This window comes from Sorangium sp. So ce131, from assembly GCF_051519095.1.
Lineage (GTDB): Bacteria > Myxococcota_A > Polyangia > Polyangiales > Polyangiaceae > Sorangium.
Genome location: NZ_CP150455.1, coordinates 3,783,639 through 3,809,065, shown reverse-complemented (window position 1 = coordinate 3,809,065; position 25,427 = coordinate 3,783,639). Strand labels below are relative to the sequence as shown.

The window sequence follows — 25,427 nt, the reverse complement described above, 5'->3', positions numbered from 1 at the left end:
AGGGAGCGGGCGGGCTGGGCGACGCGCAGCGCTAGCGCTGCCCTTCCAGGAGCGCGGGCGCAAGGCCAATGTGCCACGGGCCGCGGCGCGTCGCCGGGAAACCAGAGCCTAGTCGCCAGAGCCTAGTCGAACGAGAGCCCGCGCCGGCCCTTGTGCTTGCGCTTGCGCTCCTTGTCGGCCACCGCGATCTTGCCCCACTCGTAGGTGATGCGCCGGCGGAAGGCGCCCAGCGCGTCGCCGCCGTAGAGCAGGAGATCGCGCGGGGAGTCCGTCTCCCCGAGGGTCGGCTGCCAGCGGTCCGACGGGACGAACGCGAGCAGCGCCGGCGCGCTGAGGCGCATCCGGGCGATGATGAGCCCGCACACGAGCCTGGGGTCGCCCCCCGGCGGCGATCGCCGCGCGCGCTTGCCGCGCCGCTGCGGCGGCGCCTTCTCCCCTCCCGCGCGCGCGCAACCGCCGCCGACCACGAGCTCCTCGTTGCCCCGGGGGTGCCAGGTCCACATGCGCTCCACCTTGAACGCGTCCTCGGCCCGCCCCGCCTCGGCCGCGGCGCGCACCTCCTCCGGCGCGAGCTGCGCGAGCTGCGCCGCCGCGCGCGGGTCGACGAGCGGCTCCAGCCGGAGCGGCCGATCGCGCGCGACCTCGAGCACGACCTCGAAGCTGTTCACCTCGCCGGCGCAGCAGCGCACGCCGACCTCGGGGCGGCGCGTGTCCGGCTTGACGCCGCGCCCGTTGGCGCAGCGCCCGACGAGCTCGCCCGCGGGCCCGTTGCCCCCGCGCAGCGAGACGAGCCCCGGCTTGCTGGTGTCCCGCTGCCACTGGCTCGCCGTCCACGTCCACACGCCGCCGTGGAGGTCGTGCACCCCGAACCCGCTCACGCAGCCGGCGTTCACCCCGTTCGGCGTCAGCACCCGGCTCTGCCCGGTCGCGCACACCGAGGGGCGGTACGTGTCGCCGTACTCGTAGGTCGTGTTCGCCGGGCCCTTGCAGGCGCGCTCGATCTCGAGCTCGGTGCAGAGGCGCTTGCCCTGCGCCTCGCAGAGCGCGCGCGCCTCGTCCTGCGTCACGTTCGTGGTCGGGATCGCGCCGACCTCGTTCGGGTACGAGAAGACGTCGATGTAGAAGCCGTGCATCACGACCTGCTCGCCCGCCATCTCCTCGTCGGCGATGCGCGGCAGCCGATCCGGCGGCGTGCCCGCGATGAGCACGCCCTTCGGGATCCACGCCATGCCCGGGCGCGGCTCCGGCTCCGTCTGGCCGACGTCCCAGGGCGGCGCGGCGTCGAGATCGGCGTCCCCGCCCGGCGACGGGCCGCCGCGGTCACACGCGGGCGCGGCGCAGAGGAGCCCGGCGAGCGACGCGGAGAGGGCGAGGGCCCTCCCCTTCAGCGCGCGGGCGGATCGCTCTCCTCCGGGCACCACGCGCTCACTCGGGGTCGCGCTCGCGGAGGTTCAGCTCCTTCATCTTGAGCTGGAGCCCCTTGCGCGAGATCTTGAGGAGCCGCGCGGCGTGGGTGACGTTGCCGTGCGTCTGCTTGAGGGCGCGCTCGATGAGATCGCGCTCGAGCCGGCTCATGGCCGCCTTGACCTGCTCCTTCAGGCCGTCGGGCGTCGAGGGCGCGAAGGAGGTGTCCGCCGCCGCGGCGGCCAGCGGCAGCGCCGTGACCGCCGCCGACGGGGCGCCGCTCCGGATCTCCTCCGGGAGATCGTCGAGGCGGATGCGCGCGCCGTCCGCGAAGAGCAGCGCGCGCTCGACGACGTTCTCCAGCTCGCGGATGTTCCCCGGCCACGCGTGCGACGACAGGCGCTCGAGCGCCTCGGGATCGATCCCCTCGATATTCTTCTTCAGCCGCGCGTTGAACTTCGCGACGAAGTGGGCGCAGAGGTGAGGGATGTCGCTCCTCCGGTCGCGCAGCGCAGGGAGCGCGATCGGCACGACGTTGAGCCGGTAGAAGAGATCTTCCCGGAAGGTGCCCGCCGCGATCTCCCGCTTGAGGTCGCGGTTCGTCGCGGCGACGAGCCGGACGTCGACGTGGATCGTCTTGATGCCCCCGACCCGCTCGAACTCGCTCTCCTGCAGGACGCGCAGGAGCTTCACCTGCATCTCGGTGGGGATCTCGCCGATCTCGTCGAGGAAGAGCGTGCCGCCGGAGGCGAGCTCGAAGCGCCCCGGCTTGGAGGCGACCGCGCCGGTGAAGGCGCCGCGCTCGTAGCCGAAGAGCTCCGACTCCATGAGGTCCTTCGGGATGGCGGCGCAGTTGACCTTGATGAACGGCCGGTCGCGCCGGCTCGAGTTCTCGTGCAACGCCCGCGCGACGAGCTCCTTGCCGGTGCCGCTCTCGCCGCTGATGAGCACCGTCGTCGGCGTGTCGGCGACCCGCTCGAGGATCGCGTAAAGCTCCTGGATGGGCGGGCTCTCGCCGATGATGCCGAACCGGTCGGAGCCGCCCCGGGGCGGCGCCGCGGTGACGTCCCGCGTGGCGTCCGCGCTCGCGAGATCGCGGGTGCGGAGGGCCTTCTTCACCACGACGCGCACCTCGTTCTGATCGAACGGCTTCGTGATGTAGTCGAACGCGCCCGTCTTCAGCGCCTCGACCGCGTTGTCGACCGTCCCGTGGGCCGTGAGGAGCACGACGGGGCGCGAGGGGTCGTCGCGGAGCGCCGCCCGGAGGAGGTCCATGCCGTCGACCTTGGGCATCCGGAGATCGGTGATGACCAGGTCGATGTGGTGCTCCTTCAGGAACGCGAGCCCTTCCTCGCCGTCTTCCGCGGTGTGGACCTCGTATCCATCCCGGCCGAGCTGGGCGCTGAGGACACGCCGGAGGTTCGCTTCGTCGTCCACGACGAGGATCTGCTTCTTCTCGGGGAGCATCACCGGGCGAGACTAGCAGAACCGGAAACTGGACAAGCGCCGCGGCCGCCTCTCGACGCCGGAGGCGCCCGCGACGCCGCGCGGCGCCCGCGACGGCGCGCGGACGGGCCTCTCCGGCCGTCGGCTGGGTCGATCGCTCGGCCGTTCGGCCGCTCGACCCGCCGGTCCCGCCGTGGAGCGCATTGCGCCGTGGTCCTCCGCGATTCCTTTTTCTCGCTGCCGGCGAGGCGGATCAGTATGCTGCGGCCACTTCTCGTGGAGGGCGGATCGGATGCGTGTGCTTCGTACTTGGCTGGTCGGTCTCGGCGCGGGGATGTTCCTCGCTGCGGGGTTGGCCGTGGCGGGACAAGCAGGAGATCCGAGCCTCGAGTACCCCGAATGTAACCGCACGGCCACGGCCGCCGACCTCGAGGGCGCCAAGGGGGCGCACAAGGCCGCGACGCAGTTCTACGAGCGGGCCGACTACGACCGCGCCATCCAGTACTGGAAGGACGCCTACCAGCTCGACTGCGCGGCCCATCCCGTGCTCATCAACATCGCCAACGCCTACGAGAAGAAGGGCGACCGCGCCGAGGCGGTGACCGCGCTGGAGACGTACCTGTCCCGCGCGCCGGACGCGAGCGACGCGCAGACGATCCGGGACAAGATCCAGAACCTGAAGAACTCGATCCGCCCGGCGCCGACCCCGACCGCGAGCGAGTCGGCGTCGGCGCCCGTGCCGCCGCCGCTGCTCCCCACGGCGTCCGCGGCCCCGACCCGCCCGGTGGAGGCGCCTCCCCCGGAGCCTCCCTACGGTTACGCGCCGTGGGCCGTGACCGGCGCCGGCGCCGTGACGCTGCTGGTCGGCGGGATCCTGACCACGAGCGGGATCACGGACATCGCCGACGCGGAGGATCGCTGCCCGGGGCGCAAGAACTGTGCGGCGGCAGTGGCGGACCAGGGCAATCAGGGCCGGACGCGCGCGACCATCGGCGGCGTGCTGCTCGGGCTGGGCGCCGCCGGCGTCGCCAGCGGCCTCATCTGGCAGCTCGGGTTCAACCACCCCCAGCCGACCTCGAGCGCGCTCGGGTCCGGCGCCGCGTTCCGGCTGATGCCGGTCGCCGGTCCAGGCGTCGCCGGGGTGGGTGCCGCCGGCCGCTTCTGAGAGCAAGCGCACGCGAACCGCCAGGTCCGCGCCGGCGCGGCCGCTTCTGAGAGCAAGCGCACGCGACCGCCAGGTCCGTGGACGCGAGGCCGTGCGCGACGTTACTCACCGCCCGGGTCGTCCGATGTGCGCGTGGGGGACGACTGCAGCAAACGAGCGTGTTCGCGCGCAGCTCGTTACTCTTCGATCGTGCGCATCGGCTCCCCTGCCCGCTCGTTTTTCTCTCCGCGCTGCCTGCGCCCTCTGCGCCGGCTCGTGCCCCCCGGCGCGCTGCTCGCCGCGGCGGCGGTGGTCGCCGGCGCCGGGGGGAGCGCCGCGCCCGAGCTCTCGCGCGTCGGCCACTCCCTGGTGCCCGCGGCCCTCGCGGCGCCCGCTGCGCGCCCCGCGCCGGCCAGCGTCGCGCTCCTCGCGACCGCTCCGGGGGCGGCCGAGACCACGCTGCACATCGCGCCGCTGGGCGCCCCCAAGGTCGGGCCCCCGCTCGCGGTGCTCCGGCACCTGAGCGACGCGATCGTCCGCGCCCGCGTCGTTCCGGGGACGCAGGTCGTCGTCGCCACCGCCGACACGAGCCCGGCCCGCGACCCCTCGTTCAACGCGAGCCTGTTCCGGATCGAGCCGCGCGCCGAGCCGGCGGCGCTCTGCGACGGCGTCGTGCACGCGAGCCGCCCGCTGGTGACGAGGAGCGGGCGCGTCTTCGTCTCGCGCGGCGTGGCCGGCCCGGAGCCGCCGCGCGACGGCGATCTCGCGCGGCTGCGCGTCGACGCGCTCACGATCGACGAGGTCGACCTCGCCACCGGCGCGACCCGCGCCGTGCACGCGCACACGGGCTACCTCGCCTTCCTCGCCGGCGAGTGGAACGGCGAGCTCGTCCTCTACCGCGTCGCGCCCGGATCGGCCGACATCGTCGGCGTGAGCCCCGACTCGGGCGCGACGCGCGTGATCGCCCCGTCGATCCCGCCGTTCGCGCGCGACTTCTCGGTCGACGCCGCGGGCGCGCTCGTGTTCCAGGGGCGGCACGAGGCCGATCCCAGCGCGTGGGTCGTCGATCGCCTCGACCTCGCGAGCGGGAAGATCACCCGGCTCGCGGTGAGCGCGTACAGCGGCCTCGCCCCGCACAGCTGGCCGGGCGGCGGGCTCGCGTACACGCCCGATCGCGCCACCGGGCTGCTCGTGCGCGGCGCCCGCGCGTCCGTCCGGGGCCCGCTCGGCCCCGGCGTCGACGTCGTCCAGGCCGTCTCGGAGGACGCCGCGTGGGTCGCCGCGCTGCACACGAACCCCTCGGCCTTCCCCGTCCCCTTCGCGATCCACGCGGCGACCGGCGACGTGGCCGCGATCCCCGCGCCGCCCGGCGCGCGCATCGCCGTCGCCGGCTTCGTCGCCGGGAAGGAGGGCTCGCGATGAGCCGCCGCCTCGTGACGCCCGCGGCGCTCGCCGCCGCGGCGCTGATCGCGCCGGCCGCCCGCGCGGCGTACTGCCCCTGCTACACCGCGTCGAGCGCTTACAACCAGCGCAGCTGCGCGGTCGACGCCGTGCCCGGGACCAACCCCTCCGCCGCGGCGTGGAACGACATCTTCGATCTCGTCTCGCGGGGTCCCGCGGCCTGGGGCGACGCCGGCCCCGCGCCCGTCGCCCTCCAGATCGGCCAGGGCTGCGGCAAGCCGGAGGCGCGGCGCGACGTATCCCCCAGCTTCCCCTGCGAGCTCCTGAAGGCGATCGCCATGCAGGAGTCGCGGTGGCAGCAGTTCTGCGAGCCGGACCGGCCCGCGGACCAGGCCGGCCAGAGCTCGCGGACGATCATCTCGTACGACTGCGGCTACGGCGCCTCCCAGATCACGAGCGGCATGCGCGCGGGGGACAGCCCGGACTTCGAGCCGCGCCGCGTGGCCGCGGAGCCGGCCTACAACGCGGCCACCGGCGCGCTCATCCTGGCCGGCAAATGGAGGGCCACGCGCTGCGTCGGCGATCAGCAGCCCGCGATCATCGAGCACTGGTACAGCGCCGTGTGGGCCTACAACGGCCTCTCGTACGTCAACAACCCGAACAACCCGAACCACGATGCCGGCCGCGGCGTCTACGATCCCGCGATCGGCGGCGCGGCTCCGTACCAGGAGCGGGTGTTCGGCCACCTGGAGCACACGGGCGAGCGGTGGGCCGCGACCGCGCCGGCGTACCCGAACCCCGGCGAGATCGGCGGCGACCGCGCGCCGCCCGATCTCCCCGATCCGCGCTGCGCGTCGCCGACGGACTGCACGAGCACGCGCCCCCTCCACGTCACGCGGTGCGCCGAGGACGGCAGCGGCGCGGGCGGCAGCGGCGGCGGCGGCGCGGGCGGCAGCGGCGGCGGCGGCGCGGGCGGCAGCGGCGACGCGGGCGGCAGCGGCGGCGTGGACGGCAACGCCGGTGGGGCGCCTGCGACGGCGGGCGAGGGCGGCGCCGAGGTGCCGCGGGGCGACGGGGGCGGCGACGACGGCGCGACGGTCACCGCGACCGTCGGGCTGCACGGCCAGTGCTCCTGCAGCGTGCCCGGCGGCGGGGCCGCGTCGAGCAGGGCGGCCTGGCTCGCGGCCTGCGCGGGCGCGCTCGCCGCGGCGTGGCGCCGGAGGCTTCCGAGGCGCGGCCGCGCGCACTAATCTCGTCGCCGATGCCGCCTCCGCTCGGCTCCGACCTCATCGCGGCGTGGGCTGCCCGGCGCGGCCTCGCCTTCACGCCCCGCCCCGACGAGGACTGGTTCCGCCGCTGGGAGCCCTACGACACGATCGCGCCCCCCTCCGCTTACCGCAGCGCGTGCACGTGGATGACGAGCCCCGGGCACGCCGTGATCGCGGAGCCCTGGTACGCCGACGGCGAAGCCGAGCCGCTCGAGCGAACGCTGCTCGGCTTCGCGGCGCACCCGGCCCTCCGGCACCGCGCCGCGATGCGCGTCGGCGAGTTCTTCCTGACGCGCGTCGCCTTCATCGAGAGCCCTCCCCCGCCGAAGGTCACCCTCGGCGACGCGCTGTGGGACGCGCACGTGACGACCTTCGCCGCCTCGCCGCGCGAGGCCGCCGCCGCGTTCCGCCCGCGCCTCCGCAAGCTGCTCGCGACGCGCGGCTTCCAGGGGCACCTCGAGCTGCGCCCCGGCGGCCTCGTGGTCCACTGCGCCGGCCTGCGGCCCGTCCCGGAGCACTACGAGCGCCTGCTCGGCGTGGTGCGCGAGATCGTCAACGCGGCGATCGTCTAGCCTGGCCGCGCGCTGCCGTGCGGCAGCGCCGGGCGAACGCGGGCCCGACGCGCGGCAGCGGCACAGCAAGCCGGCGGCGGAGCCGGCTCCTCCGGCCCGCCGGCCGCCCGCCTGTCGACGCCCCCGCCCCGTCGTTCTAGGCTCCCCGATCATGGCCAAGGTTCTGGTCGTCGAGGATGAGCCGGCGATCGCCGAGTCCATCGCCTATTTCCTGCGGCGCGACGGGTTCGCGACCACCGTCGCCACCACGCTCGCGAGCGCCGAGCGGGAGATCGACAAGGCGGACCTCATCATCCTCGACCTGATGCTCCCCGACGGCAGCGGCTTCGATCTCATCGGGCAGGTGCGGCGGAGCGCCGCGCGCGCCGCGATCATCGTCCTGTCGAGCCGCGACAGCGAGGCGGACCGCGTCGCCGCGCTCGAGACCGGCGCCGACGACTACGTGACCAAGCCGTTCTCGCCGCGCGAGATCGTGGCGCGGGTGCGCGCCGTCCTGCGCCGCGCCGCGCCGACCTCGCCGTCCACGGCCCCGGCCGCGCCGCTGCCGCTCATGGTCGACGAGGCCACGCGGCGCGCCCACGTGAACGGCCAGAAGGTCGACCTCACCCGCGTCGAGTTCGACCTGCTCGCCTGCATGCTCGCGGCGCCCGGCAGGGTCTTCACGCGCGCGCAGCTCATCGACCGCGTCTGGGGCGACGGGTTCGCGATCACCGACCGGACGATCGACTCCCACGTGAAGGGGCTCCGGAAGAAGGTCGTCGAGGCCGGCGGCGACGCGGACCTCATCGAGACCGTGCGCGGCGTCGGCTACCGCGTCACGGACCGGCCGAGCTCCGCGGAAGGCGGCGACTGAGGGGCCATGCTGCGCCTCGTCGTCACCGCGGCGGCGTCGATCGCGATCATCCTGCTCGTCGCGCTGTTCGCCTCGCGCCTCGTGCGCGCCCGCACCGCCGGGATGAGCATCCGGATGCAGATCTTCATCGCGCTCGGCGGCATCGTCGGCGCGTTCGCGCTCGGCCTCGGGCTGCTCGTCATCGATCGCATCGAGGCGCGCGCGACGCAGCTCGCCGAGGGGAGCGCCCGCGACGAGGCCGCCGCGTTCGCCGCCGTCGCGGCGATGGAGATGGAGGTCCGCGGCGTCGACCTCGCGGCCGTGCGCGCCCTCGACGGCGAGGGCCAGGGCCCCACCTCGCAGAACGTCGCGCTGCTCGACCCCGAGGGCCGCGTGCTCCGGGCGCGCGGCGCCTCGCCCGGCGAGCCCGGGACCGTCTTCGTCACCGCGCCGATCGAGGTCCGCGGCCGGCGCGTCGGCAGCGTGCAGGTCGTGAAGCCGACCATCGTGGTCCAGCGCATGGTCGCCGACTTCGCCCCGCCCATCCTCGTGATCAGCACCGTGCTCGGCGCCGCCGCGGCGCTCTCGTCGCTGCTCATCGGCCGCGCGATCGCGACGCCGATCGAGGCGCTCACCGAGTACGCGGTGCGCGTGAGCGAGGGGGAGGTGCGCGCCGCGCCGTCGCCGGCCCACGGCCGCGAGGTCCAGCGGCTGACGCGCGCCATCGACTCGATGCGGCGGCAGCTCGAGGGCCGCCCCTTCGTCGAGACCTTCGCCGCGGATCTCTCGCACGAGCTCAAGAACCCGGTCGCCGCCATCCGCGCGAGCGCCGAGGTGCTCTCCGAGGGCGCGCTCGACGACCCCGAGGAGGCGATCCGGTTCGTCGCGCGCATCCGCGAGGCGATCACGCGGATCGAGGCGCTCCTCGGGGAGCTCCTGTCGCTCGCGCGCCTCGAGGCGCGCGGCGTGGAGCAGGCCGCGGTCGTCGACCTCGCCGCGATCGCGCAGGCCGCCGCGGCGAGGGCGCGCGAGCGCGGCGCCCGCGTCGAGGTCGACGCCGCCGCGTCGGCGGCGGTGCGCGGCGACGAGCAGTGGCTGTCGCGCGCGCTCGACAACCTGCTCGACAACGCGCGCACCCACGGCGACGCCGCCGCCCCCATCCAGATCGCGCTGTCCCGCCAGGGCGGGCAGGTCTCGATCGCGATCCGCAACCGCGGCCAGATCGGCCGGCACGTCGCCGGCCGCCTCTTCCGCCGCTTCGTCACGACCCGCGCCGATCGCGGCGGCACCGGGCTCGGCCTCGCGATCGTCAAGGCGATCGCCGAGGCGCACAGCGGCTCGGCCGAGTGCACGCGCCGCGGCCCCCCCGAGGTGGAGTTCAGGATCTCGCTGCCGGGCGCCTGACGCGGCGGCGCCAAGAGCTCCCCGCCCCGAGGGGGGACCGCCCGCTGTCCACGCTCACGCTCGGCTCACGCTCACGCTCACGCTCGAGCGCGTTTCCGGAGCGTTTCCGCAGTTCCACCGCGCGGGAAAATGATCCATGAAGCCTCGCGGCGGTCGGGCGGTACGGTCCGAGGATCGGGCGAGGGAACGCTGCGGCGCATCAGCCCTTGAGCTATCCCGCGCCATCCTCCACAGAACCTCCACAATCGCATCACGGTGAGGCCTCCTGCCGGGCTCATCTCCGGCGCACAGTGCGGTGGCCCTCACCCAGGAACTCCCCCATGACGTCCAGCAATCTTCCGAAGCACGTCGCGATCATCCTCGATGGCAATGGCCGCTGGGCAGCGGCGCGCGGCCTCCCCCGCATGCAGGGGCACCAGCACGGCGCGCAGGCCGTGCGCCTCTCGGTGCGCGCGTGCCGCGATCGCGGCATCCCGTACCTCACGCTGTACGCGTTCAGCGTCGCGAACTGGTCGCGCCCGAAGGATGAGATCGAAGCGCTGATGCGCATCTGCCAGGAGTTCGCCGAGGGGGAGCACGATGAGCTCATCCGGCGCGGCATCGCGGTGCAGATCGTCGGCGACCTCGAGGACATCCCGACGCCGACCCGGCGCGCGATGGAGAAGCTCGTGGAGGACACCTCGGGGGGCACCGAGATGACCCTGGCGCTCGCGCTGAGCTACGGCGGCCGGCGCGACATGGCGAACGCGATGCGCGCGCTCGCGGTCCGCGCGCGGGCCGGGCTCGTCATCCCGGAGGAGATCAACGAGAAGTCGCTCCGGAACTTCCTCACGACGAGCGCGATGCCGGATCCGGATCTCATCATCCGCACCGGCGGCGAGAAGCGCCTCAGCGACTTCCTGCTCTTCGAGGCCGCGTACGCGGAGCTCTTCTTCACCGACACGCTGTGGCCGGACTTCACCGAGGCGACCTTCGACGAGGCCCTCGCGACGTACGCCCGGCGCCAGCGCCGCTACGGCCGGACCGGCGAGCAGGTCCGCCGGATGGCCGCGTCGAGCTGAGCGGCGCGCCCGCCGGCGCCCGCGGCCGGAGACGGCGCGACGCGGCGCGATCGTGGCGCTCGATCCCGGGGCCGCGATGCAGTACGAGAGGACGTGCTGGTCCTGCACGCGCCCGTAGCTCAGCTGGATAGAGCAGCGGCCTTCTAAGCCGCGGGTCGCAGGTTCGAATCCTGCCGGGCGTGCCATCCTCCGCGTGCCGCGCGGGTCGCTTGACGGTCTGCCCCACGGCGGCCCACCATGATCGCGAGGCGTCGTCGATGGAGAAGCGGGTCGTGCTCGTGCTGGGCGGTCTGGTGCTGGGCGCGGCGCTCGCGCTCGTGACGGGACGGGGGCGCGCCCAGGTGGCCGCGCCGGGCGTCGACGCGCGTCGGTGGGAGCAGGACTGCGAGCAGGCGCACGGCGTCGACGAGGCGCGCGCCCTCGCCAAGGCCCGCGGCGAGAGCGGCTGGGAGCTCGTGGCGCTCGACGCCGGCGTGATGTGCTTCAAGCGGCCGGCCCCGCCGCCCCCGAAGCCGGCCGATCCCTGGCCGGGGTACTGACCGCCGCGGCGCGACCTACCCCATACCGCCGGGAAGCGCGCCGGTGTAAGCGGAACAGCATGAGCGGAGAGCCCCTGACGGAGCAAGATTTCGACGCCGTGGCCGACCGGGCGCTGCGCGCGCTGGATCGGCAGATCAACGAGATCTCCGAGGGCGTGGAGGCCGACCTCGAGAGCGGCATCCTCACCCTGGAGTTCGAGGACGGCACCAAGTACGTCGTCAACAGCCACCGCGCGGCGCGGCAGATCTGGATGGCCGCCGAGCGGGCCGCGTGGCACTTCGATTACCGTCCGTCCGAGGGCCGCTGGGTGGCGCAGAAGAGCGGCGATGAGCTCTGGAGCGCGCTGGAATCGGTCCTGTCGCGGAAGCTCGGGCGCCCTGTGAAGCTCGGCCGCTGAGCCCCGAGCGCCGGCGTCGCGCGCCCGCGGGCGGCTCCGCCGGAGGTCCGGTCAGAGGGCGAACCGCAGGCCGAGCCCCCCGAGCAGGCCCGTCACCGAGGCGCCGACCCGGAGGTCGAAGGCGACGCGGCTCCCCGGGCGGAACGTGAGGCCGACCTCGGGCAACACCAGCCACGGGTAAACGACCGGCTTCAGGCCCTGCGGCCGGCCCCGCGGGCGGGTGAACCAGCTCGGCTCGACGTAGCCGGGGTAGTGATCGGCGTCGTAGTCGAGCTGATTGCAGTACCGGAAGCTCCCCTCCGGGTTGTTCGGTCCGCGGCACTTCACGTAGCCGTACGGGTCCCCCGGCACGAAGGTGCTCGGGTCGCCCGGGAAGGCGTTCCCCGGGTAGGCCTGGGTCCGGTAGAGGTCGCCGAGGAACGTCCAGCCTGCGCCGACCCCCGCGCCCAGGCGGAAGGAGAACAGCTCGTTCCGGTCGAGCGGAATGTTCCAGAGGAACCTGGCGCTCGCCTGGAGCGTCTGGAGATCACTCGCGATGATCTCGTAGTCGGTGTCGGGGTGCCCGTTCGGCTTGAAGGGCGTGTCGTCCATCTTGAAGCGCGCGTAAGCGATCGAGAAGACGAGATCGAGCCGCCCGATCTTCGCGGTCAACGACACGTCTCCGCCGGGGACGAGGACGTTCCGCCCTCCTTCTCCGAAGAGGTTGAACGCGAGCGTGGGGATGAAGAAGCCCTGGAAGCCGGCGCCGAGCCACACGTTGCGCCGCACGGGCGCCAGCGGCTCGGGCTTCGTCGGCTCGACCAGCGGCTGGTCGCCGGGGCGCGGCTTGGCCTCGGCCGATTTGTCCGGACCGCTCGGCGGCTTCTTTTCCGCGGCCGGCTTCTTCTCGACCGGCTTCTTCTCCGCCGGCGGTTTCTTCTCGACCGGCTTCTTCTCGACCGGCTTCTTCTCGACCGGCTTCTTCTCGACCGGCTTCTTCTCGACCGGCTTCTTCTCGACCGGCTTCTTCTCGACCGGCTTCTTCTCGACCGGGGGCTTCTTCTCTGCCGGCGGCTTCGTCTCGACCGGCTTCTTCTCCGCCGGCGGCTTCGCGCCGGGCTTCGGCTTGAGGCGCAGCTTGAGCTCGCGCCGCTGCTTGTCCTTCAGCACGACCTTCTGCGACGACTCCTCGTACCCTTCGGCCCTGGCGACGACGACCAGCGGCACGCCCGGGTCGAACCGGTGCGGCGTCGAGGGATCGCTGATCACCTCCCCGTTGACCTCGACCTCGAGCCCTTCGTACGGCTCCGCCGGCGCGACGACGAGCGTTGGGATGCGCGCGTCGAGGGCGGCCGCCTTCTTCTTCGCCGATGTGATGGCGACGACATCCCGCGCGGTGTACCCCGGCTCCTTCTTCTCGTTTGCGACCGTCTGATAGATCTCGGCGGCCTTCAGCAGCTCGCCCTGCTTCGCGTAGCAGTCCGCGAGCGGGACCGCGGAGCTCGGGCGGTGCCGCTGCTCCTCCGCGGACTCGAGGAGCGGGATGGCCCTCTTGCAGAATCCGCCCTTGGCCGCGTTGATGCCCTGGTTTGCCTCCTTGTCGCCCGGCCCGGCGAGCGCCGGATAGGCGAGCAGCACAACGAGGATCCCGAAGAAAGAGGCGATCGGAAGACGCAAGAGGCGTTCAGTCTACCACCTCCTCTCGTACGGCGAGCCCCGGACGCACCGCCACGGTCGCTGATGTCGCGAACGTCGCGACCGGACGCTCCATCACCAGCAGCCCGACACGTCACCCACATTGGCGCCAGCTCCGCCCGGCAGCCGGCGCGACGGAGCCAGCAGCTCATGGACGGCCGCTGTCCGGGCAGATCGCCCGTGATCGATGCGTTCGCGCCGGGATCCGATCCGCGCCAGCGCGGGACCGCGGTGGGCGAAAAGCTCGCGGGGCTCCTCTTTACACCTTCGACGCTGGACGAGAGCCCCTGTAAGCTCCCCCGGAATGGCTTCCGGCGCAGGTATCGAAGGACCGCACGGGCTGGGGGAGAGCTCCAGCCTCGAAGGATCGGGTGGCGGCGTTTTGTCCGGGCCCGTGCGGCGCACACTGAAGGCAGGCGAGATCCCGAACACGTTGATCGAGTGCACGCACTCGGTCGAGTGCGCGGGCTGTCCTCTCATCGCAGGAGATTACGCGGAGCAGCTCAGCACGAAGCGCGCGCGGGTGGTGTCCGCGGCGGCGCACTACCCGTCGCTCGAGCTGCTCCAAACGAGCCCGGTCATCCCGGCCGATCCGATCACCGGCTATCGCGGCCGCGCGAAGCTCATCGTCGCCCCTTCCGGCGCGATCGGGCTGTACGGGCGCACGGGGCACCACGAGGTCGTCGACATCCCGGGCTGCCGGGTGCTCGCCCCGGCGCTCGCGGCGGTTACCTCGGCGCTGCGCGCGCTGATCGCGTCGCCGCCCCCGGAGGTCAAGCCGCTGCTCCTGCCGTACGATCCGGCGCGGGGCGGCGTGCTCCGCGCCCTCGATCTGCGCGAGATCCACCTCGCGCCCGGCACGCCGCTCTTCGCGGAGATGGGCGCGACCGAGGACAACCCGGCGTTCGTGCTGATCACGTTCGTGCTGCAGCGCGAGCGCGCCTGCACGCGCGACGAGCTGCGCGAGGCCGGCCGCGCCATCCGCCCGATGCTCCCCCGCGTCATCGGCGTCGCGGCCAACTTCCACGACGCCGAGGCGCCGCAGATCCTGGGCCCCGAGACGATCTTGCTCGACGGCGTCGCGCACGCCGAGGACCGGATCGGGCAGACCTACCACGTCGCGACGTTCGGCTCGTTCGTGCAGGCGCACAGGACGCAGGCCGCGCGCGTGCACGCCCTCCTGCTCCGCGAGATCGCGTCGCTGGAGAACGACGGCCCGGTGATCGAGGGCGAGGCGGCCATGGGCCCGGCCTCCCGGCGCAAGGAGCCGCCGCGCATCCTCGACCTCTACGGCGGCTCGGGCGCGATCTCGCTCGCCCTGGCGCAGGGGGGCAACCGGGTCGTGATGGTCGAGTCGTTCGCGCCGGCGGCGGCGAACGCGCGCGCGGCGGCGGAGGCCCAGGGGCTGAGCCAGCGCGTCGAGGTGCGCACCGGCGACGTCTCCGAGATCGTCGGCTCCCTCGTGAACAGCTCGGAGAAGTTCGACGGCATCGTGGTGAACCCGCCGCGCCGCGGCGTCTCTCCGACGGCGCGCGAGGCGATCGCGCGGCTCGGCGCGCCGCTCCTCGTCTACGTCTCGTGTGATCCCGACACGCTCGCGCGCGACCTCGACCACTTCTGCCGGCTCGGGTACTCGTCGACGGAGCTCACGCCGCTCGACATGATCCCGCTCACGGAGGAGATCGAGACGATCGCCGCCCTGCGCCGGACGCCGCCGCCCGCGCCCAAGGTCATCTACGACGACGACGGCGTGCTGGTCGTCGAGAAGGGCCCGCACGAGCCGGTGGCCTCGCAGCCGGAGTACCTCGGCTCGCTGCTCGCGCGCTGCGCCCGCATCCCGGGCGTGAGCGCGACGCCGGTCATCGTGCACGCCCTCGATCCGGGCACGAGCGGCCTCGTGATGCTCGCGCGGAACGAGGAGGCCGCCGCGCGCTGGGGCGAGGCGCTCACGAAGACGGGGCGCCTCATCTACCTGGCCGCGGCCAAGGGCGTGACGCCGGGCAAGGGCGCGATCACCCGCGACCTCCGCGAGGGGACGCGCACCTACACGGCGCGCACGCGGTACCGCCGCCTCGCGGTCGCCTCGGGCCACTCGATCCTCCGCGTGATCCCCGACGGGGGGCGCACCCACCAGATCCGCCGGCACCTCGCGGCGATCGGCCACCCGATCCTCGGCGACGAGCGGTACGGCCACGTCCCGACGAACCGCTACTTCGAGGAGAAGCACGGGCTCGACCGCTCGTTCGTGCACCTCGTCCGCATCGAGATCGAGCACCCCCGCACCGGGGTGAAGATGATCATCGAGTCGACGCTGCCCGGCGATCTGCGGTCGGCGCTCGAGCGCTCGACCGGCCCGTCGGTGCTGCGCTTCCTCGAGCAGAAGCACGCCCTCGGCGAGCAGCGCGCGGTGGCCGTGCTGACGACGGCCGCGGACGAGCCGGCGCCGAGCAGCAGGATGATCCCGCTGCGCGGCGACGACGAGTCGGCGCCGCCGCCCTCGATCCGCAGCCCCGGGCCGATCTCGATCCGCGTCCCGGATCTCGACGAGTCGCCCCGCACCATCCGGCACCCCATCATCTCCACCGGCGACGAGGACTGAGCGGCCCGCGCCGCCCCGCGTCACGAGCGGGGCGGCCGGACCCAGATGCCGGACGCGGCCGCAGCCGATGCGCCAGCCCGGCGCCATCCGGGTGTGAGCCCGGCCGGGTGCCCGACCTGGCCCCACCTTGGAACGATGAGCAACCGGCGGATCTGGTAGGCTTGCCGGCCGCATGTCCACGCTTTCAGAAGACCGCCCTCGCATCCTCGTCGTGGACGACGAGAAGGTGATCCGCGACATGCTCGCCGACTTCCTGGGCATGGAGGGCTACTACGTCCGCACGGCGGAGGACGGCACCAGCGCGCTGAGCGAGCTCACGAAGGGGCATTACGACCTCGTGATCAGCGATCTCAAGATGCCGCGGATGGGCGGCATCGCGCTGCTGGACGAGATCGGCAAGGCGGCGCCGAACGCGCTCACCGTCATCATGACGGGCTTCGGCACCGTCGAGACCGCGATCGACGCGATGAAGCGCGGCGCGTACGACTATGTCCTCAAGCCGTTCAAGCTGGACGAGGTGGTGCACGTCGTCCAGCGCGGGATCGAGAAGCAGCGGATGGCCGCGGAGAACATCCGGCTGCGCGAGGCGGTGTCGCTCTACAAGGTGAGCGAGGCCATCGCCGCGAGCCTCTCGCTCGACCAGGTGCTGGAGACCGTCGCGGACAGCTGCCTCCACGAGGTGCACGGCGATCTCGTCTCGACGTGGCTCGACGACGGCGAGGGGAGCTTCTTCGAGCGGCAGCACCTGCGCGGCGCGTCCGTGCCCGCGGACGCCGATCTCGGCCGGCTCGATCCGGCGCTCGTGCTCGAGCACTTCCGCCCCGAGGCGCTGCTCCTCGAGCAGGGCGCGAAGGGCCTCCGGTTCTTCCAGCGGGAGCCGGCGCTGCCGCTCTCCTCGCTCGTCGCCGTGCCGCTCCGGATCCAGAAGCGGCTGATGGGCTTCGTCGCCGTCGCGTCGTTCACGCGGACGAAGCGCTTCGACGAGGGGCAGCGCAAGCTGCTCAGCATCATCGGCTCGCGCGCGGCGGCGGCGATCGAGAACGCGCGCCTGTACCAGGACCTCCAGGCGACGTTCCAGCAGACCATCGAGGGGCTCGCGAAGGCGATCGACAAGATGGATCGCTACACCGCGGGCCACTCGGATCGGGTCGCCCTCTACGCGGTGATGCTCGCGCGGCGGCTCGGCCTCGGCCCGGCCGAGATCGAGACCGTCCGGCAGAGCGCGCTCATGCACGACATCGGCAAGATCGGGTGTGTGCTCAACCTGAACAAGCCGGGCAAGCTCACGGGCGACGAGTACGAGGTGTTCAAGCGCCACCCGGTCTACGGGCGCGACATCCTCGACCCGATCAAGTTCCTGCACCCGCTCATCCCCGGCGTGCACCTGCACCACGAGCGCTGGGACGGGCGCGGCTACCCGCTCCGGATGCGGGGCAACGAGATCCCGATCATCGCGCGCATCATCTCCGTGGCCGACACGTACGACGCCATGACGAGCGACCGCTCGTACCGCCGGGCGCTCCCGCACGAGGTCGCGGTGGCCGAGATCGAGCGGTGCTCCGGCTCCCAGTTCGATCCCGAGGTCGCGGCGAGCTTCACCACGCACATCGAGGCGTACCGCGACGAGCGGCGGGAGCGCGGCGAGGAGGTGCCCGAGTAGCCATGGCCCCTCCGTCGCTCCGCGATCTCCTCGAGCCCACGAGGGACCCCGGCGTCGCGAGCCGGACACCCGAGCCGCGGCGCGCGCGCGCCGTGTGGATCGGCCGGCGCCGCTACGCCCCCATCCACGATCTGCAGAAGCAGCTCGTCGAGGCGCGCGCGCAGGGGCGGATCGGCGACACGATCCTGCTGCTCGAGCACGATCCGGTGATCACGCTCGGCCCGCGGGCGAACCCCGAGAACGTGCTGCTCGACGCCCGCGCGCTCAACGAGCGCGACATCGACCTCGTCGCGACCGGCCGCGGGGGGGACGTCACCTACCACGGCCCGGGCCAGCTCGTGTGTTACCCGCTGCTCGACCTCCGGCCGGACCGGTGCGACGTGCGCAAGTACGTGCGGTCGCTCGCGGAGGTGATGATCCTGCTCGCGCGCGAGCGCCACGTCGAGGGCGGCGTGGTCGAGGGGATGATCGGCGTGTGGGCCGATCGCGCGGCCCCGGGGGAGTGGGCCGGCTCCGCGTGGGCGCGGGACATGGCGAAGCTCGGCGCCATCGGCGTGCGCCTGTCGCGCTGGCTCACCATGCACGGCTTCGCGTTCAACGTCGCGGTGGATCTCCGGGCCTTCAACTTCATCGTGCCCTGCGGCATCCGCGAGCACGGGGTGACGTCGCTGGAGGAGCTGACCGGAAAGACGCACACGGTCGCCGAGATCGCGCTCGCCAGCGCCCCGCAGCTCGCCCGCGGGCTCGATCTCGAGATCGCCCGCGTGGAGGACCTGTCGGCGGCCTCCGACCTCGCGGGCGCGCTGCTCGCCCCTGCGGCCGCCAGCGAGGACCGGAGCGCGCCCTAGCGTCCGGCGCGCCGCGTGCGCTAAGAGCGGCCGCGTGCGCGAGCAGCCCGTGAGAGGCCCCCGGAAGGACGATGGGAGCGCCGGCCCCCGAGAGGGCGGCGCGACGGCGCGGCCGCCCTGGCGGCGCCCTGCCGTCGCGGCGCTCGCCGCGGCGGGCGCGGCGTCGATCGCGATCGCCCTGCTCGGCCCGGTCACGGCGGTCCGCGCGGGCGCGCGCCGCGCCGCCGCGTGCCTCGCGTCGATCGAGGCGCCGCGCGGCCCCGCGCTGCCCGACTGCCGGCCCGAGATCCGCTGGTTCGCGGCGCCGTCGCGCCTGTCGTGGACCTACGAGGCGGCGAGCAGGCTCTCCGAGGAGCTCGGCGTTCGCACCGCGGTCGCCGAGTATGTCGACGCCGCCGTGGGCCGCCCGGACCGCGCGGCCCTCGCCCGCGCGACCGTCGGCGTGGAGACGGCTCGCTCCGTGGTGGCCGCCGGCTCCCAGCGCATCACGTTCGAGGAGCTCGGCCCCGCGCGCGGCGCGCCGAGCCTCGGGCGCGAGGCGGTGAGGCTCGGCGATCGCCGCACGCTCCTCGATCAGCCGGATCGCTGGCCCGACTGGCACGTGCGCGTGCACACCCTGCGCGCGGCCCTCCTGGACGGCGATCTCGAGCGCGCGCTGGAGATCGCGGGCAGCTACGCGGGCATGGACCCGCGCGACGAGGACCTGCGCACCACGGTGAGCGCGGTCCTCTGCCTGGGCACGGCCGCGGAGGCGAAGCGCGGCGTCGGGCTGCTCTCGCTGATCGAGGAGAGCCGCGCGTCGAAGCGCCACGCGGGCATGGCGCGCGACTGGGGCGACGTCCGCGCCGTCATCGACGCCTGCGCTGCCCGGGCGGGCGTCGAGCCGCCGCCGATGCCGCAAAACCCCGAGGCGGGCGCGGCCAGCGCCGTCGAGGCGCGGGCCGCGCAGCGCGTCCGCCTCGCCGCCGCCGGCGGCGAGGGCGCCGCCGAGGCGAAGCAGCGCGCCGTGCGGGCGCTCCGGGACCTGCTCGGCTCCGGGGTCGCGCTCGATCCGCGAGCCCGCGTGGACCTGCTCGCCGTCGTGCTGGCGGAGGACGATCGGCTCGACGCGGCGGCGGCCGCCGCGCTCGCGCGGCCGGAGCCCGAGGTGGGCGATCTTGCGCCTCTGGCGGGAGAAGGCCCCTCGGCGCACGGCGCCGAGCCGGCGCTGTGGGTGGGCTCGCCGCTCGCCGCCGACTGGCTCCCGGCGCGCGGCCTCGAGAGGCCCGTGGTCTCCGGCGCCCTGCGCGCGCGCGCCGCGGCGCGCGCCGTCGCGCTCGCGGACAGCCCGCTGCTCTCGCCGGCGGAGGGCGACGCGCTGCGCGCCGCCGCGGCGGCGCTCGCCCTGAACGCGGCCCGCGCGCTCGCCCTCGAGGGCGACGCGCCGCGGGCGATCGACGCGCTGGATCACGCCGGGGCGCTCGCCCCGGCGCTCGCGCCGGAGGCGGCCCGCGCGCTCGCGCGCTCGAGCGCGTGGGCCGTCGCCGGGGATCGCGACCGCGCGCTCGAGATCGTGGAGCGCGTCGACCTCGCGGCGGCGCCGCCGGCGCTGCGCGCGGCCGTGCTCCTCCAGCGCGCCGAGCTCCTCGCCTCGCAGGGGCGCGGGCTCGATGCCGCCCGCGCGGCCGTGCTCGCCGACGAGGAGGCCGCGCGCGCGGCCTCGAGCCGCCGCCCCGGCGAGGCGCCCGGCGCGCCCGACGGCCTCGCCGCGCTCGACGCCCGCGCGCGCTGGACCCGCCTCGCCCTCGCCCGCCCTCCGGGCGCCTCGCCGCTCCGGCAGGGCAGCCCGCCCGCGCAGCTCCCTGCCGATCTCTCCGCCGCCTTCCCGTGGGTCGGCTTCGCGCGCCCCGACGCGCCGTGGGCGCGCGACGACCAGCCTGCGCTCGCGCGCGCGCTCGCCGCGTGGAGCGCCGCGCGCGACGCGCCGCCCGCGGAGCGCCGCGCCCTCCGCTACGCCGCCCTCCGCCGGCGCGGCGACGCCCCGCGCGCGCTCGTCCCTTACGCCGCGCTCGCGGCCCAGCTGCTCGGCGGCGACGGCGACGCCGAGGTGTGGCTCGACGCCTTCCTCGCGCTCGACGCCATGCGCTTCTCGCTCCGGCACACCACCTTCGCCCGGGCCGAGGCGGCGCGATGGCGCGGCGACGCCGAGAGCGCGGCCGCGTGGCAGCGCCGTTACGAGGCCCTGCGCGCCGTGGCCTCCGACCCGACCCGGGCCGAGATCGCGTGGTATCTCGGCATCTGAAGCGCGCCCCTGCCCGCGCACCCCGGACGGACGCTCGTGCAAGCGCTTTTCACCCCCACGCCGACGAATCTGGAAAGCGCCTCGCCGACAGCTGGCGGTCGCGGCGCTCGGTCCTACGTTACGGCCTAGCTCGCGAGGCTCGGCTCGCGGGAGACCCCCCATGTGCCCTCATTGCGGAAAGAACGCTCCTGTCATTCACCGCGGTCTCGCCGCGTACTGCACCGCCTGCGGCCGCGAGCGCCTGCCGTTCGCAGGCAAGTCGGTCAGCCTGGCGGGGAAGCCGTCCAGGGTGGGCGGGGCGGTCGCCGGCGTGCTCGGGTGGCTCGTCCTCCTCGGCGGCACGGCGCTGGCGCTGCTCCTCGGGCTGCTCGCGGCCGGGCTGTTCCCCGGCTCGATCGCCGGCCTCGCCATCGGCCTGCCGATCGGGTTCCTCGCCGTCACGCTCGGCGTGCTCCTCCTGGTCAGCGGGCGCAAGCTCGCCCGCTCCGGGGTGAAGGCCTCGCGCAGCGCGCAGACCCAGGCGATCTTCTCGATCGCGTCGCACCGCCGCCGCCCGCTCACGGCCCAGGAGGTCGGCGCCGCGCTCGATCTGCCGACGGAGGAGGCGGACGCGTTGCTGACGGAGCTCGCCAAGGAGCGCCCCGACGAGGTGGGCGTCGAGATCGGCGACCGCGGCGAGATCCTCTACACGTTCCCCGCGATCTCGGGGCAGACCGGCGTCCGTTTCCCTCAGCCCTCGCTCCGCATCGACGCGCGCGACGGCGCGGCCGACCCGGCCGCGGCGAGGATCGGCGAGGAGTTCGAGGACGAGGACGTGGGGGTGTCCCGCGCTTCCCCGCGCCGCCAGCAGCTCCGCTGAGGCGTCCCGCGGCGCGCGTGCTAGCCTCGCGCCGCGCGCGCGCACGCCGAGCGCCCGGCGCGCGCCCTCCCCGCTCGAGCGCCCTTCTGCTGCGCGGGGTGCTCCGGGCTGCTCGCCGCGACCGACCCATGAGACGCACCTCTGCCGCCCTGCTGACCGCCGCCGCGCTCGCGCTCGCCGCGCTCCTCGCCCCCTCGCGGGCCGACGCCTTTGAACGGCAATGGCACGCCGGCGCCAGCATCGGATACGCCATGCTCGCGGACAGCGGCACGTACCCGGGGATCGGCGGCAGCCTGCACCTGTCCTACGGGCTCACGGACGCCTTCAACGCGCTCCTCGAGCTCAACACCGCGTCCCACCCGGGAGGCGATTTCATGTTCCTCGGCGCCTCGGCGGGCGCCGCGTACGTGATCGACATCCTGCAGTGGGTCCCGTACGTCGGCCTCATGACCGGCGCGTACGACGGCGTGCGCCTCGCGCCCTGCGGCGCGTACGGCCAGCCGGACTGCCACAACCCCCAGTTCGGGATCTCCGTCCCGTTCGGCATCGACTACGCCTTCAGCCGCGATTTCGCCGCCGGCTTCGCGGGCAAGTACACGCTGCTCCTCCCCGGCGAGGGCGAGGGCCCGGGCAGCTACCTCACGGCGTTCGTCCGCGCGGAGTTCCTCTGGGGCTACTAGCGCAGGGCGCGCGGCGCGCGGCGGCCGCTCGCCGGATCGCGCGCTTCGACCGCAAGACGGGCGACCTGCACATCGGCGACGTCGGCTAGGACCGCTACGAGGAGGTCGACGTCGACCCCGGGAACGTCCTCTCGCGGCTGACCTCCTTCGGCGAGGACGCGCGCGGCGAGCTCTACCTGCTCTCGCAGGACGGCGAGATCTACAGGTTCACCCGGCGGCCGTGAGCGCGCCGCCGCGCCGCGGGACGCTGCCGCTTGTCCGCGAGACGCAGCCGATTCGCCGCGGCGCAGATCCAGCACGCTTCCCACGAAAGACCGCCGTCATTCCCGTGACGTCGGGCGCGGGAAGCGTTTAAGAAGGAGCGGGCGCCGTCTTGCAAAGCCTCCGAGCGGAGCCGATCGAAGGAGTGGACCGTGGAACAGCTTTGGCAGCGCGTTTCTGAGGGCCGGCACACGGCCCTGCTCGACATCGTCCCCGGGGAGCCCCCGTCCCAGCTCGGGCTGCGGGTCCTGCGCGTGCGCTGCGATGTGCCCGAGGCGACCATGGGGCCGCTGCACGAGGCGCAGGCGAAGATCGAGCGGCTCGTCGGCGGGGCGCCGCCGCTGCTCGATCAGGCGCGCAGCCGCGTCGTCTCCGGGCTCAGGCGCCGGCTGCTCGGCGACGTGAACGAGCTCATCGCGGACGCCGACTTCGTCGAGGCCGTCAACCGCCTCGCGCGCCACACGGATCGCAAGTGGGCCATCGTCTTCGATGCCGTCGAGTCGGCCGATCACGCCACGCTCGACGTGCTGCGGCGGGTGCTGTCCCGCCCCGAGGCGCTCCGGGTCACGCTCGTCCTCGCCTTCCGTCTGCACGCGCCCACGGGCCCCGCCGGCGAGCTGCTCGCCGCCGTGCGCGCGGCCGGCGGCCCGGACGCGGTCGTCCGGCCCCCGGACGGCACCACCACGTTGACCAGCGGCGTCGCGCCGCCCGCGCCGGTGTCGCTGCGCGATCTCCCCGGCGAGGTGCTCCGGGTGCTCCGGGCCGGCGCGATCGTCGGCTCGGGGTTCGAGAGCGACCTCGTCGCGTCGCTCCTCCGCGTCGACGCGGTCGACGTTCTCGAGGCGCTGCAGCGCGCCGCGGACGCGGGCGTCCCCGTCGAGGATCGCGGCGAGGGGCGCTTCCACCTCCCCCAGGAGACCGTGAACGCGCTGCGGAGGTCGATCCTCCCGTCGCTCGCGCGCGTGTGGCACCGGCGGCTCGCCGGGCTGCTCAGCGAGGAGCAGCTCGCGTCGGACGCGGCGGCCCCGCGCGAGCCGCGCGCCGCGGCGTCGCCGGCGGCGGCCGAGGCGAGGGGCCCCGCCGCGGCGCCGCCGACCCAGGCCGCGGGCGTCCTGTCGCCGCCGGTCGAGCGGCACGTGATCAGCGGAGCGGGCCTGAGCGGTCCGCGCAGCGACGACGCGGCGGCGAAGGCGGCGCTGTCGCGATCCGGGACGGCGTCGTCGATCTCGGCCGGCCCCTCGTCGGCGTCGGTGCCCGCGATCGCCACGCCGCGCAACACGGCGGGGATGCCGCTGCCGGCGCCGGCCGCCGCGGCGGCCGGCGGCGCGGCCGCAGCCGACGAGCGGGAGAAGGGCGGCGACCCCGGGCAGCCGGCGGCGCGCGCCGGGGGGGTGCCTCGGGCGGCCGAGACGCTGAGGCCCCCTCCGGCGATGGTCCCCGCGGGCGGCGCGCACGTGAGCGCCACGCGCAGCCGGCCGCCGCGCGTCTCCCAGGAGCTGCCCACGCCGATCGCGCCTGCCGCGACCGGGAGCCTGCCGTGGCCGTATGCCGAGCTGTTCCACCGCAGCCCGGAGAGCCGCAACGCCTCGGACGCGCCCGAGTCCGTCGTGTTCGACAACCCGCCCGACTCGCTCGACGCGCCGATCCCGGGCCCGGTGCGGGTGCCTCCGGACCTCGCGCCCGCGGCCGCCGGCGGCGCGACCGACGAGCCGATCCGCTCGGTGCGCGGGAGCTCGCTGCGCATCCCCGCCACGATCTCGGAACGCAGCCCCGGCGCGTCCCGCCCGCCGCTGGGGTGGCCGGCGACGGCGGACTCCGCGGCCGCGCGCGCCGTCGACCCGGCGCGGACCGCCGCGGAGTCCCTGCGCGCCGCGGCGCCGCACGGCGTGTCGCTGCACCCGGCCCCGCCGCCGCCCGAGCGCGCCGAGGCCGCGGGGGCGGCGGCGGCGTCCGGCGCCGGGCGCCGCGCGCACGAGGCGCGCGCGGCGGCCCACCTGACCGAGGCGGGCGAGCTCGAAGAGGCGGCGCGGCGCTACCGCATCGCCGCGGCGGAGGCGGCGGCGGTCGGCGCCTACGCCCAGGCGCTGAGGTACGGGCAGAAGGCGCTCTCGTTGCTCGACGGCCTGCCGTCCACGCCCGCGCGCCGGAGGCTCCGCATCGGCGCGCTCGCGGGCATCGCCCGGGTGCAGTGGCAGGCGGCCGGGCCGGATCCGGCGTTCACGCTCGCGGCCGCGCTCGAGGTGCTCGACGCCGCGCGCGCGCTCCTCGTGCAGGGCGACCCGCCGGAGCTGCACGCCGAGGTCGCCGCCCTCGTCGCGAGCATCTGTTACGACGTCGGCGACATGCGCTCGCTCGAGCGGGCGCTGGAGGAGCTCACGGCGGCGAGCCGCCTGCTGCTCGACGCGGGGGACGCGATCGGCGCGGCCCGGCTGCTCAACGACCAGGCGGCCGTCTACGTGCGCATGGGCGACCCCGTGCGGGCGACGCACCTCCTCACCGAGTCGCGCCGGATCTTCGAGGAGCGGGCGCGGATCGACCCGGCGGCGCGGACCGAGCTCGCCGAGACGGACCACCTCTTCGCGCGGATCCCGCTCCACGTCCCGGCCCGGCCCGGGCGCGAGTCCGACGCGCTCTCGATGGGGATCGATCATGCGCTCGCCGCGGAGCGCACCTACAAGCAGATCGGCGACGCGCGGGAGCTCGCCCGGGTGTGGGAGACGATCGGCCGGCTGGAGCTCCGCAAGGGCCGCCTGGATCGCGCGACGCAGCGCCTGACCGCGGCGATCGAGGCGGAGCAGGCGCACGGCGACCTGATCGGCCTCGCCCGCTCGACGGCGGCGCTCGCCGAGGTGCTCTCCGCGAAGGGGATGCACCGCGAGGCGCTGGCGGTGCTGGCCGAGTCGATGGCGATGAACCTGGAGAAGGGCTCGCCGCTCGGGCTCGCGTACAACCGCCGGGCGCTGAACGCGCTCGTCCCGAACATCTCGCTCCAGGGCGACGAGGCCGAGGCGCTGCGGCGGGTCGCGGCGCAGCTCGCGACGGCGGAGGCGGCCCTCGGCCGCCTGAAGCTCCCGGGCGAGACCGATTGAGCTGACC

19 protein-coding genes and 1 tRNA gene are annotated in these 25,427 nt (G+C 74.7%); 17 read left to right on the top strand and 3 right to left on the bottom strand.

All coding sequences use genetic code 11. The features are described 5' to 3' along the window. Nucleotides 1-122: 122 nt before the first annotated feature. Both WMF43_RS14115 and WMF43_RS14110 read right to left on the bottom strand, forming a co-directional pair. Entirely contained in the window at nt 123-1,418 is a 1,296-nt protein-coding gene (locus tag WMF43_RS14115) for a formylglycine-generating enzyme family protein (protein WP_437680618.1), read from the bottom strand. Nucleotides 1,419-1,425: 7 nt separating this feature from the next. After that, nucleotides 1,426-2,871 carry a sigma-54-dependent transcriptional regulator gene (locus WMF43_RS14110; RefSeq protein ID WP_437684003.1) on the bottom strand — a complete coding sequence of 482 codons (1,446 nt, stop codon included), beginning with the start codon at nt 2,869-2,871 and terminating at the stop codon, nt 1,426-1,428. Nucleotides 2,872-3,148: 277 nt separating this feature from the next. Here WMF43_RS14110 and WMF43_RS14105 point away from each other — a divergent pair, with 277 nt between their 5' ends. The 10 genes from WMF43_RS14105 (at nt 3,149) to cyaY (ending at nt 11,469) form a co-directional block, all read left to right on the top strand. Next, a complete protein-coding gene (locus WMF43_RS14105) occupies nt 3,149-4,015 on the top strand; it encodes a tetratricopeptide repeat protein (protein WP_437680616.1) in 867 nt (288 codons plus the stop codon). 255 nt (nt 4,016-4,270) lie between these two features. Continuing rightward, nucleotides 4,271-5,416, top strand: coding sequence for a hypothetical protein (locus WMF43_RS14100; protein ID WP_437680614.1), 1,146 nt, complete (start codon nt 4,271-4,273; stop codon nt 5,414-5,416). Then, nucleotides 5,413-6,645: a hypothetical protein gene (locus tag WMF43_RS14095; RefSeq protein WP_437680612.1), complete on the top strand. Its 1,233-nt coding sequence runs from the start codon at nt 5,413-5,415 to the stop codon at nt 6,643-6,645. Before WMF43_RS14100 ends, WMF43_RS14095 begins: the two co-directional genes overlap by 4 nt. 11 nt (nt 6,646-6,656) lie before the next feature. Next, nucleotides 6,657-7,235 (top strand): hypothetical protein, encoded by a 579-nt coding sequence (locus WMF43_RS14090; RefSeq protein ID WP_437680610.1) that lies wholly within the window; start codon nt 6,657-6,659, stop codon nt 7,233-7,235. A gap of 151 nt (nt 7,236-7,386) precedes the next feature. Beyond that, nucleotides 7,387-8,088 (top strand): winged helix-turn-helix domain-containing protein, encoded by a 702-nt coding sequence (locus WMF43_RS14085; protein WP_437680608.1) that lies wholly within the window; start codon nt 7,387-7,389, stop codon nt 8,086-8,088. A 6-nt stretch (nt 8,089-8,094) separates the two neighbouring features. Continuing rightward, the gene (locus WMF43_RS14080) at nt 8,095-9,471 is read left to right on the top strand and encodes an ATP-binding protein (RefSeq protein WP_437680606.1); all 1,377 of its coding nucleotides are present in this window, start codon (nt 8,095-8,097) and stop codon (nt 9,469-9,471) included. Between the two features lie 320 nt (nt 9,472-9,791). Beyond that, nucleotides 9,792-10,532: a polyprenyl diphosphate synthase gene (uppS, locus tag WMF43_RS14075; RefSeq protein ID WP_437680604.1), complete on the top strand. Its 741-nt coding sequence runs from the start codon at nt 9,792-9,794 to the stop codon at nt 10,530-10,532. Between the two features lie 108 nt (nt 10,533-10,640). Next, nucleotides 10,641-10,717, top strand: a tRNA-Arg gene (locus WMF43_RS14070). A gap of 72 nt (nt 10,718-10,789) precedes the next feature. After that, nucleotides 10,790-11,071, top strand: a complete 282-nt coding sequence (locus WMF43_RS14065; RefSeq protein WP_437680603.1) for a hypothetical protein — start codon at nt 10,790-10,792, stop codon at nt 11,069-11,071. Nucleotides 11,072-11,130: 59 nt separating this feature from the next. Continuing rightward, entirely contained in the window at nt 11,131-11,469 is a 339-nt protein-coding gene (gene cyaY, locus WMF43_RS14060; RefSeq protein ID WP_437680601.1) for an iron donor protein CyaY, read from the top strand. A gap of 51 nt (nt 11,470-11,520) precedes the next feature. Here the strand turns inward: cyaY and WMF43_RS14055 are convergent, their stop codons facing one another. Then, nucleotides 11,521-13,125, bottom strand: coding sequence for a hypothetical protein (locus WMF43_RS14055; RefSeq protein ID WP_437680599.1), 1,605 nt, complete (start codon nt 13,123-13,125; stop codon nt 11,521-11,523). 412 nt (nt 13,126-13,537) lie between these two features. Between WMF43_RS14055 and WMF43_RS14050 the strand changes: the two genes are divergently transcribed. From WMF43_RS14050 to WMF43_RS14020, 7 genes are all read left to right on the top strand, one after another. Further along, nucleotides 13,538-15,742 carry a pseudouridine synthase gene (locus WMF43_RS14050; protein ID WP_437680597.1) on the top strand — a complete coding sequence of 735 codons (2,205 nt, stop codon included), beginning with the start codon at nt 13,538-13,540 and terminating at the stop codon, nt 15,740-15,742. 172 nt (nt 15,743-15,914) lie between these two features. Further along, nucleotides 15,915-17,402 carry an HD domain-containing phosphohydrolase gene (locus WMF43_RS14045; protein ID WP_437680595.1) on the top strand — a complete coding sequence of 496 codons (1,488 nt, stop codon included), beginning with the start codon at nt 15,915-15,917 and terminating at the stop codon, nt 17,400-17,402. Nucleotides 17,403-17,404: 2 nt separating this feature from the next. Then, nucleotides 17,405-18,250: a lipoyl(octanoyl) transferase LipB gene (gene lipB, locus WMF43_RS14040; RefSeq protein WP_437680593.1), complete on the top strand. Its 846-nt coding sequence runs from the start codon at nt 17,405-17,407 to the stop codon at nt 18,248-18,250. 34 nt (nt 18,251-18,284) lie between these two features. Continuing rightward, complete coding sequence (locus tag WMF43_RS14035; protein WP_437680592.1) at nt 18,285-20,531, top strand: hypothetical protein; 2,247 nt, start codon at nt 18,285-18,287, stop codon at nt 20,529-20,531. A gap of 160 nt (nt 20,532-20,691) precedes the next feature. Then, nucleotides 20,692-21,390, top strand: a complete 699-nt coding sequence (locus WMF43_RS14030) for a hypothetical protein (RefSeq protein WP_437680590.1) — start codon at nt 20,692-20,694, stop codon at nt 21,388-21,390. Nucleotides 21,391-21,518: 128 nt separating this feature from the next. Continuing rightward, nucleotides 21,519-22,070, top strand: a complete 552-nt coding sequence (locus WMF43_RS14025; RefSeq protein WP_437680588.1) for a hypothetical protein — start codon at nt 21,519-21,521, stop codon at nt 22,068-22,070. Between the two features lie 413 nt (nt 22,071-22,483). Next, on the top strand, nt 22,484-25,420 hold the full coding sequence (locus WMF43_RS14020; RefSeq protein WP_437680586.1) for a hypothetical protein: 2,937 nt from the start codon (nt 22,484-22,486) through the stop codon (nt 25,418-25,420). The last annotated feature ends 7 nt before the right edge of the window (nt 25,421-25,427 follow it).

Bases quoted from the DNA above. Each gene is read 5' to 3' on its own strand.
- WMF43_RS14110 (WP_437684003.1), bottom strand. From the start codon at position 2,871: ATGCTCCCCGAGAAGAAGCAGATCCTCGTCGTGGACGACGAAGCGAAC.
- WMF43_RS14095 (WP_437680612.1), top strand. From the start codon at position 5,413: ATGAGCCGCCGCCTCGTGACGCCCGCGGCGCTCGCCGCCGCGGCGCTG.
- WMF43_RS14090 (WP_437680610.1), top strand. From the start codon at position 6,657: ATGCCGCCTCCGCTCGGCTCCGACCTCATCGCGGCGTGGGCTGCCCGG.
- WMF43_RS14085 (WP_437680608.1), top strand. From the start codon at position 7,387: ATGGCCAAGGTTCTGGTCGTCGAGGATGAGCCGGCGATCGCCGAGTCC.
- WMF43_RS14080 (WP_437680606.1), top strand. From the start codon at position 8,095: ATGCTGCGCCTCGTCGTCACCGCGGCGGCGTCGATCGCGATCATCCTG.
- uppS (WP_437680604.1), top strand. From the start codon at position 9,792: ATGACGTCCAGCAATCTTCCGAAGCACGTCGCGATCATCCTCGATGGC.
- WMF43_RS14065 (WP_437680603.1), top strand. From the start codon at position 10,790: ATGGAGAAGCGGGTCGTGCTCGTGCTGGGCGGTCTGGTGCTGGGCGCG.
- cyaY (WP_437680601.1), top strand. From the start codon at position 11,131: ATGAGCGGAGAGCCCCTGACGGAGCAAGATTTCGACGCCGTGGCCGAC.
- WMF43_RS14045 (WP_437680595.1), top strand. From the start codon at position 15,915: ATGTCCACGCTTTCAGAAGACCGCCCTCGCATCCTCGTCGTGGACGAC.
- lipB (WP_437680593.1), top strand. From the start codon at position 17,405: ATGGCCCCTCCGTCGCTCCGCGATCTCCTCGAGCCCACGAGGGACCCC.
- WMF43_RS14030 (WP_437680590.1), top strand. From the start codon at position 20,692: ATGTGCCCTCATTGCGGAAAGAACGCTCCTGTCATTCACCGCGGTCTC.
- WMF43_RS14025 (WP_437680588.1), top strand. From the start codon at position 21,519: ATGAGACGCACCTCTGCCGCCCTGCTGACCGCCGCCGCGCTCGCGCTC.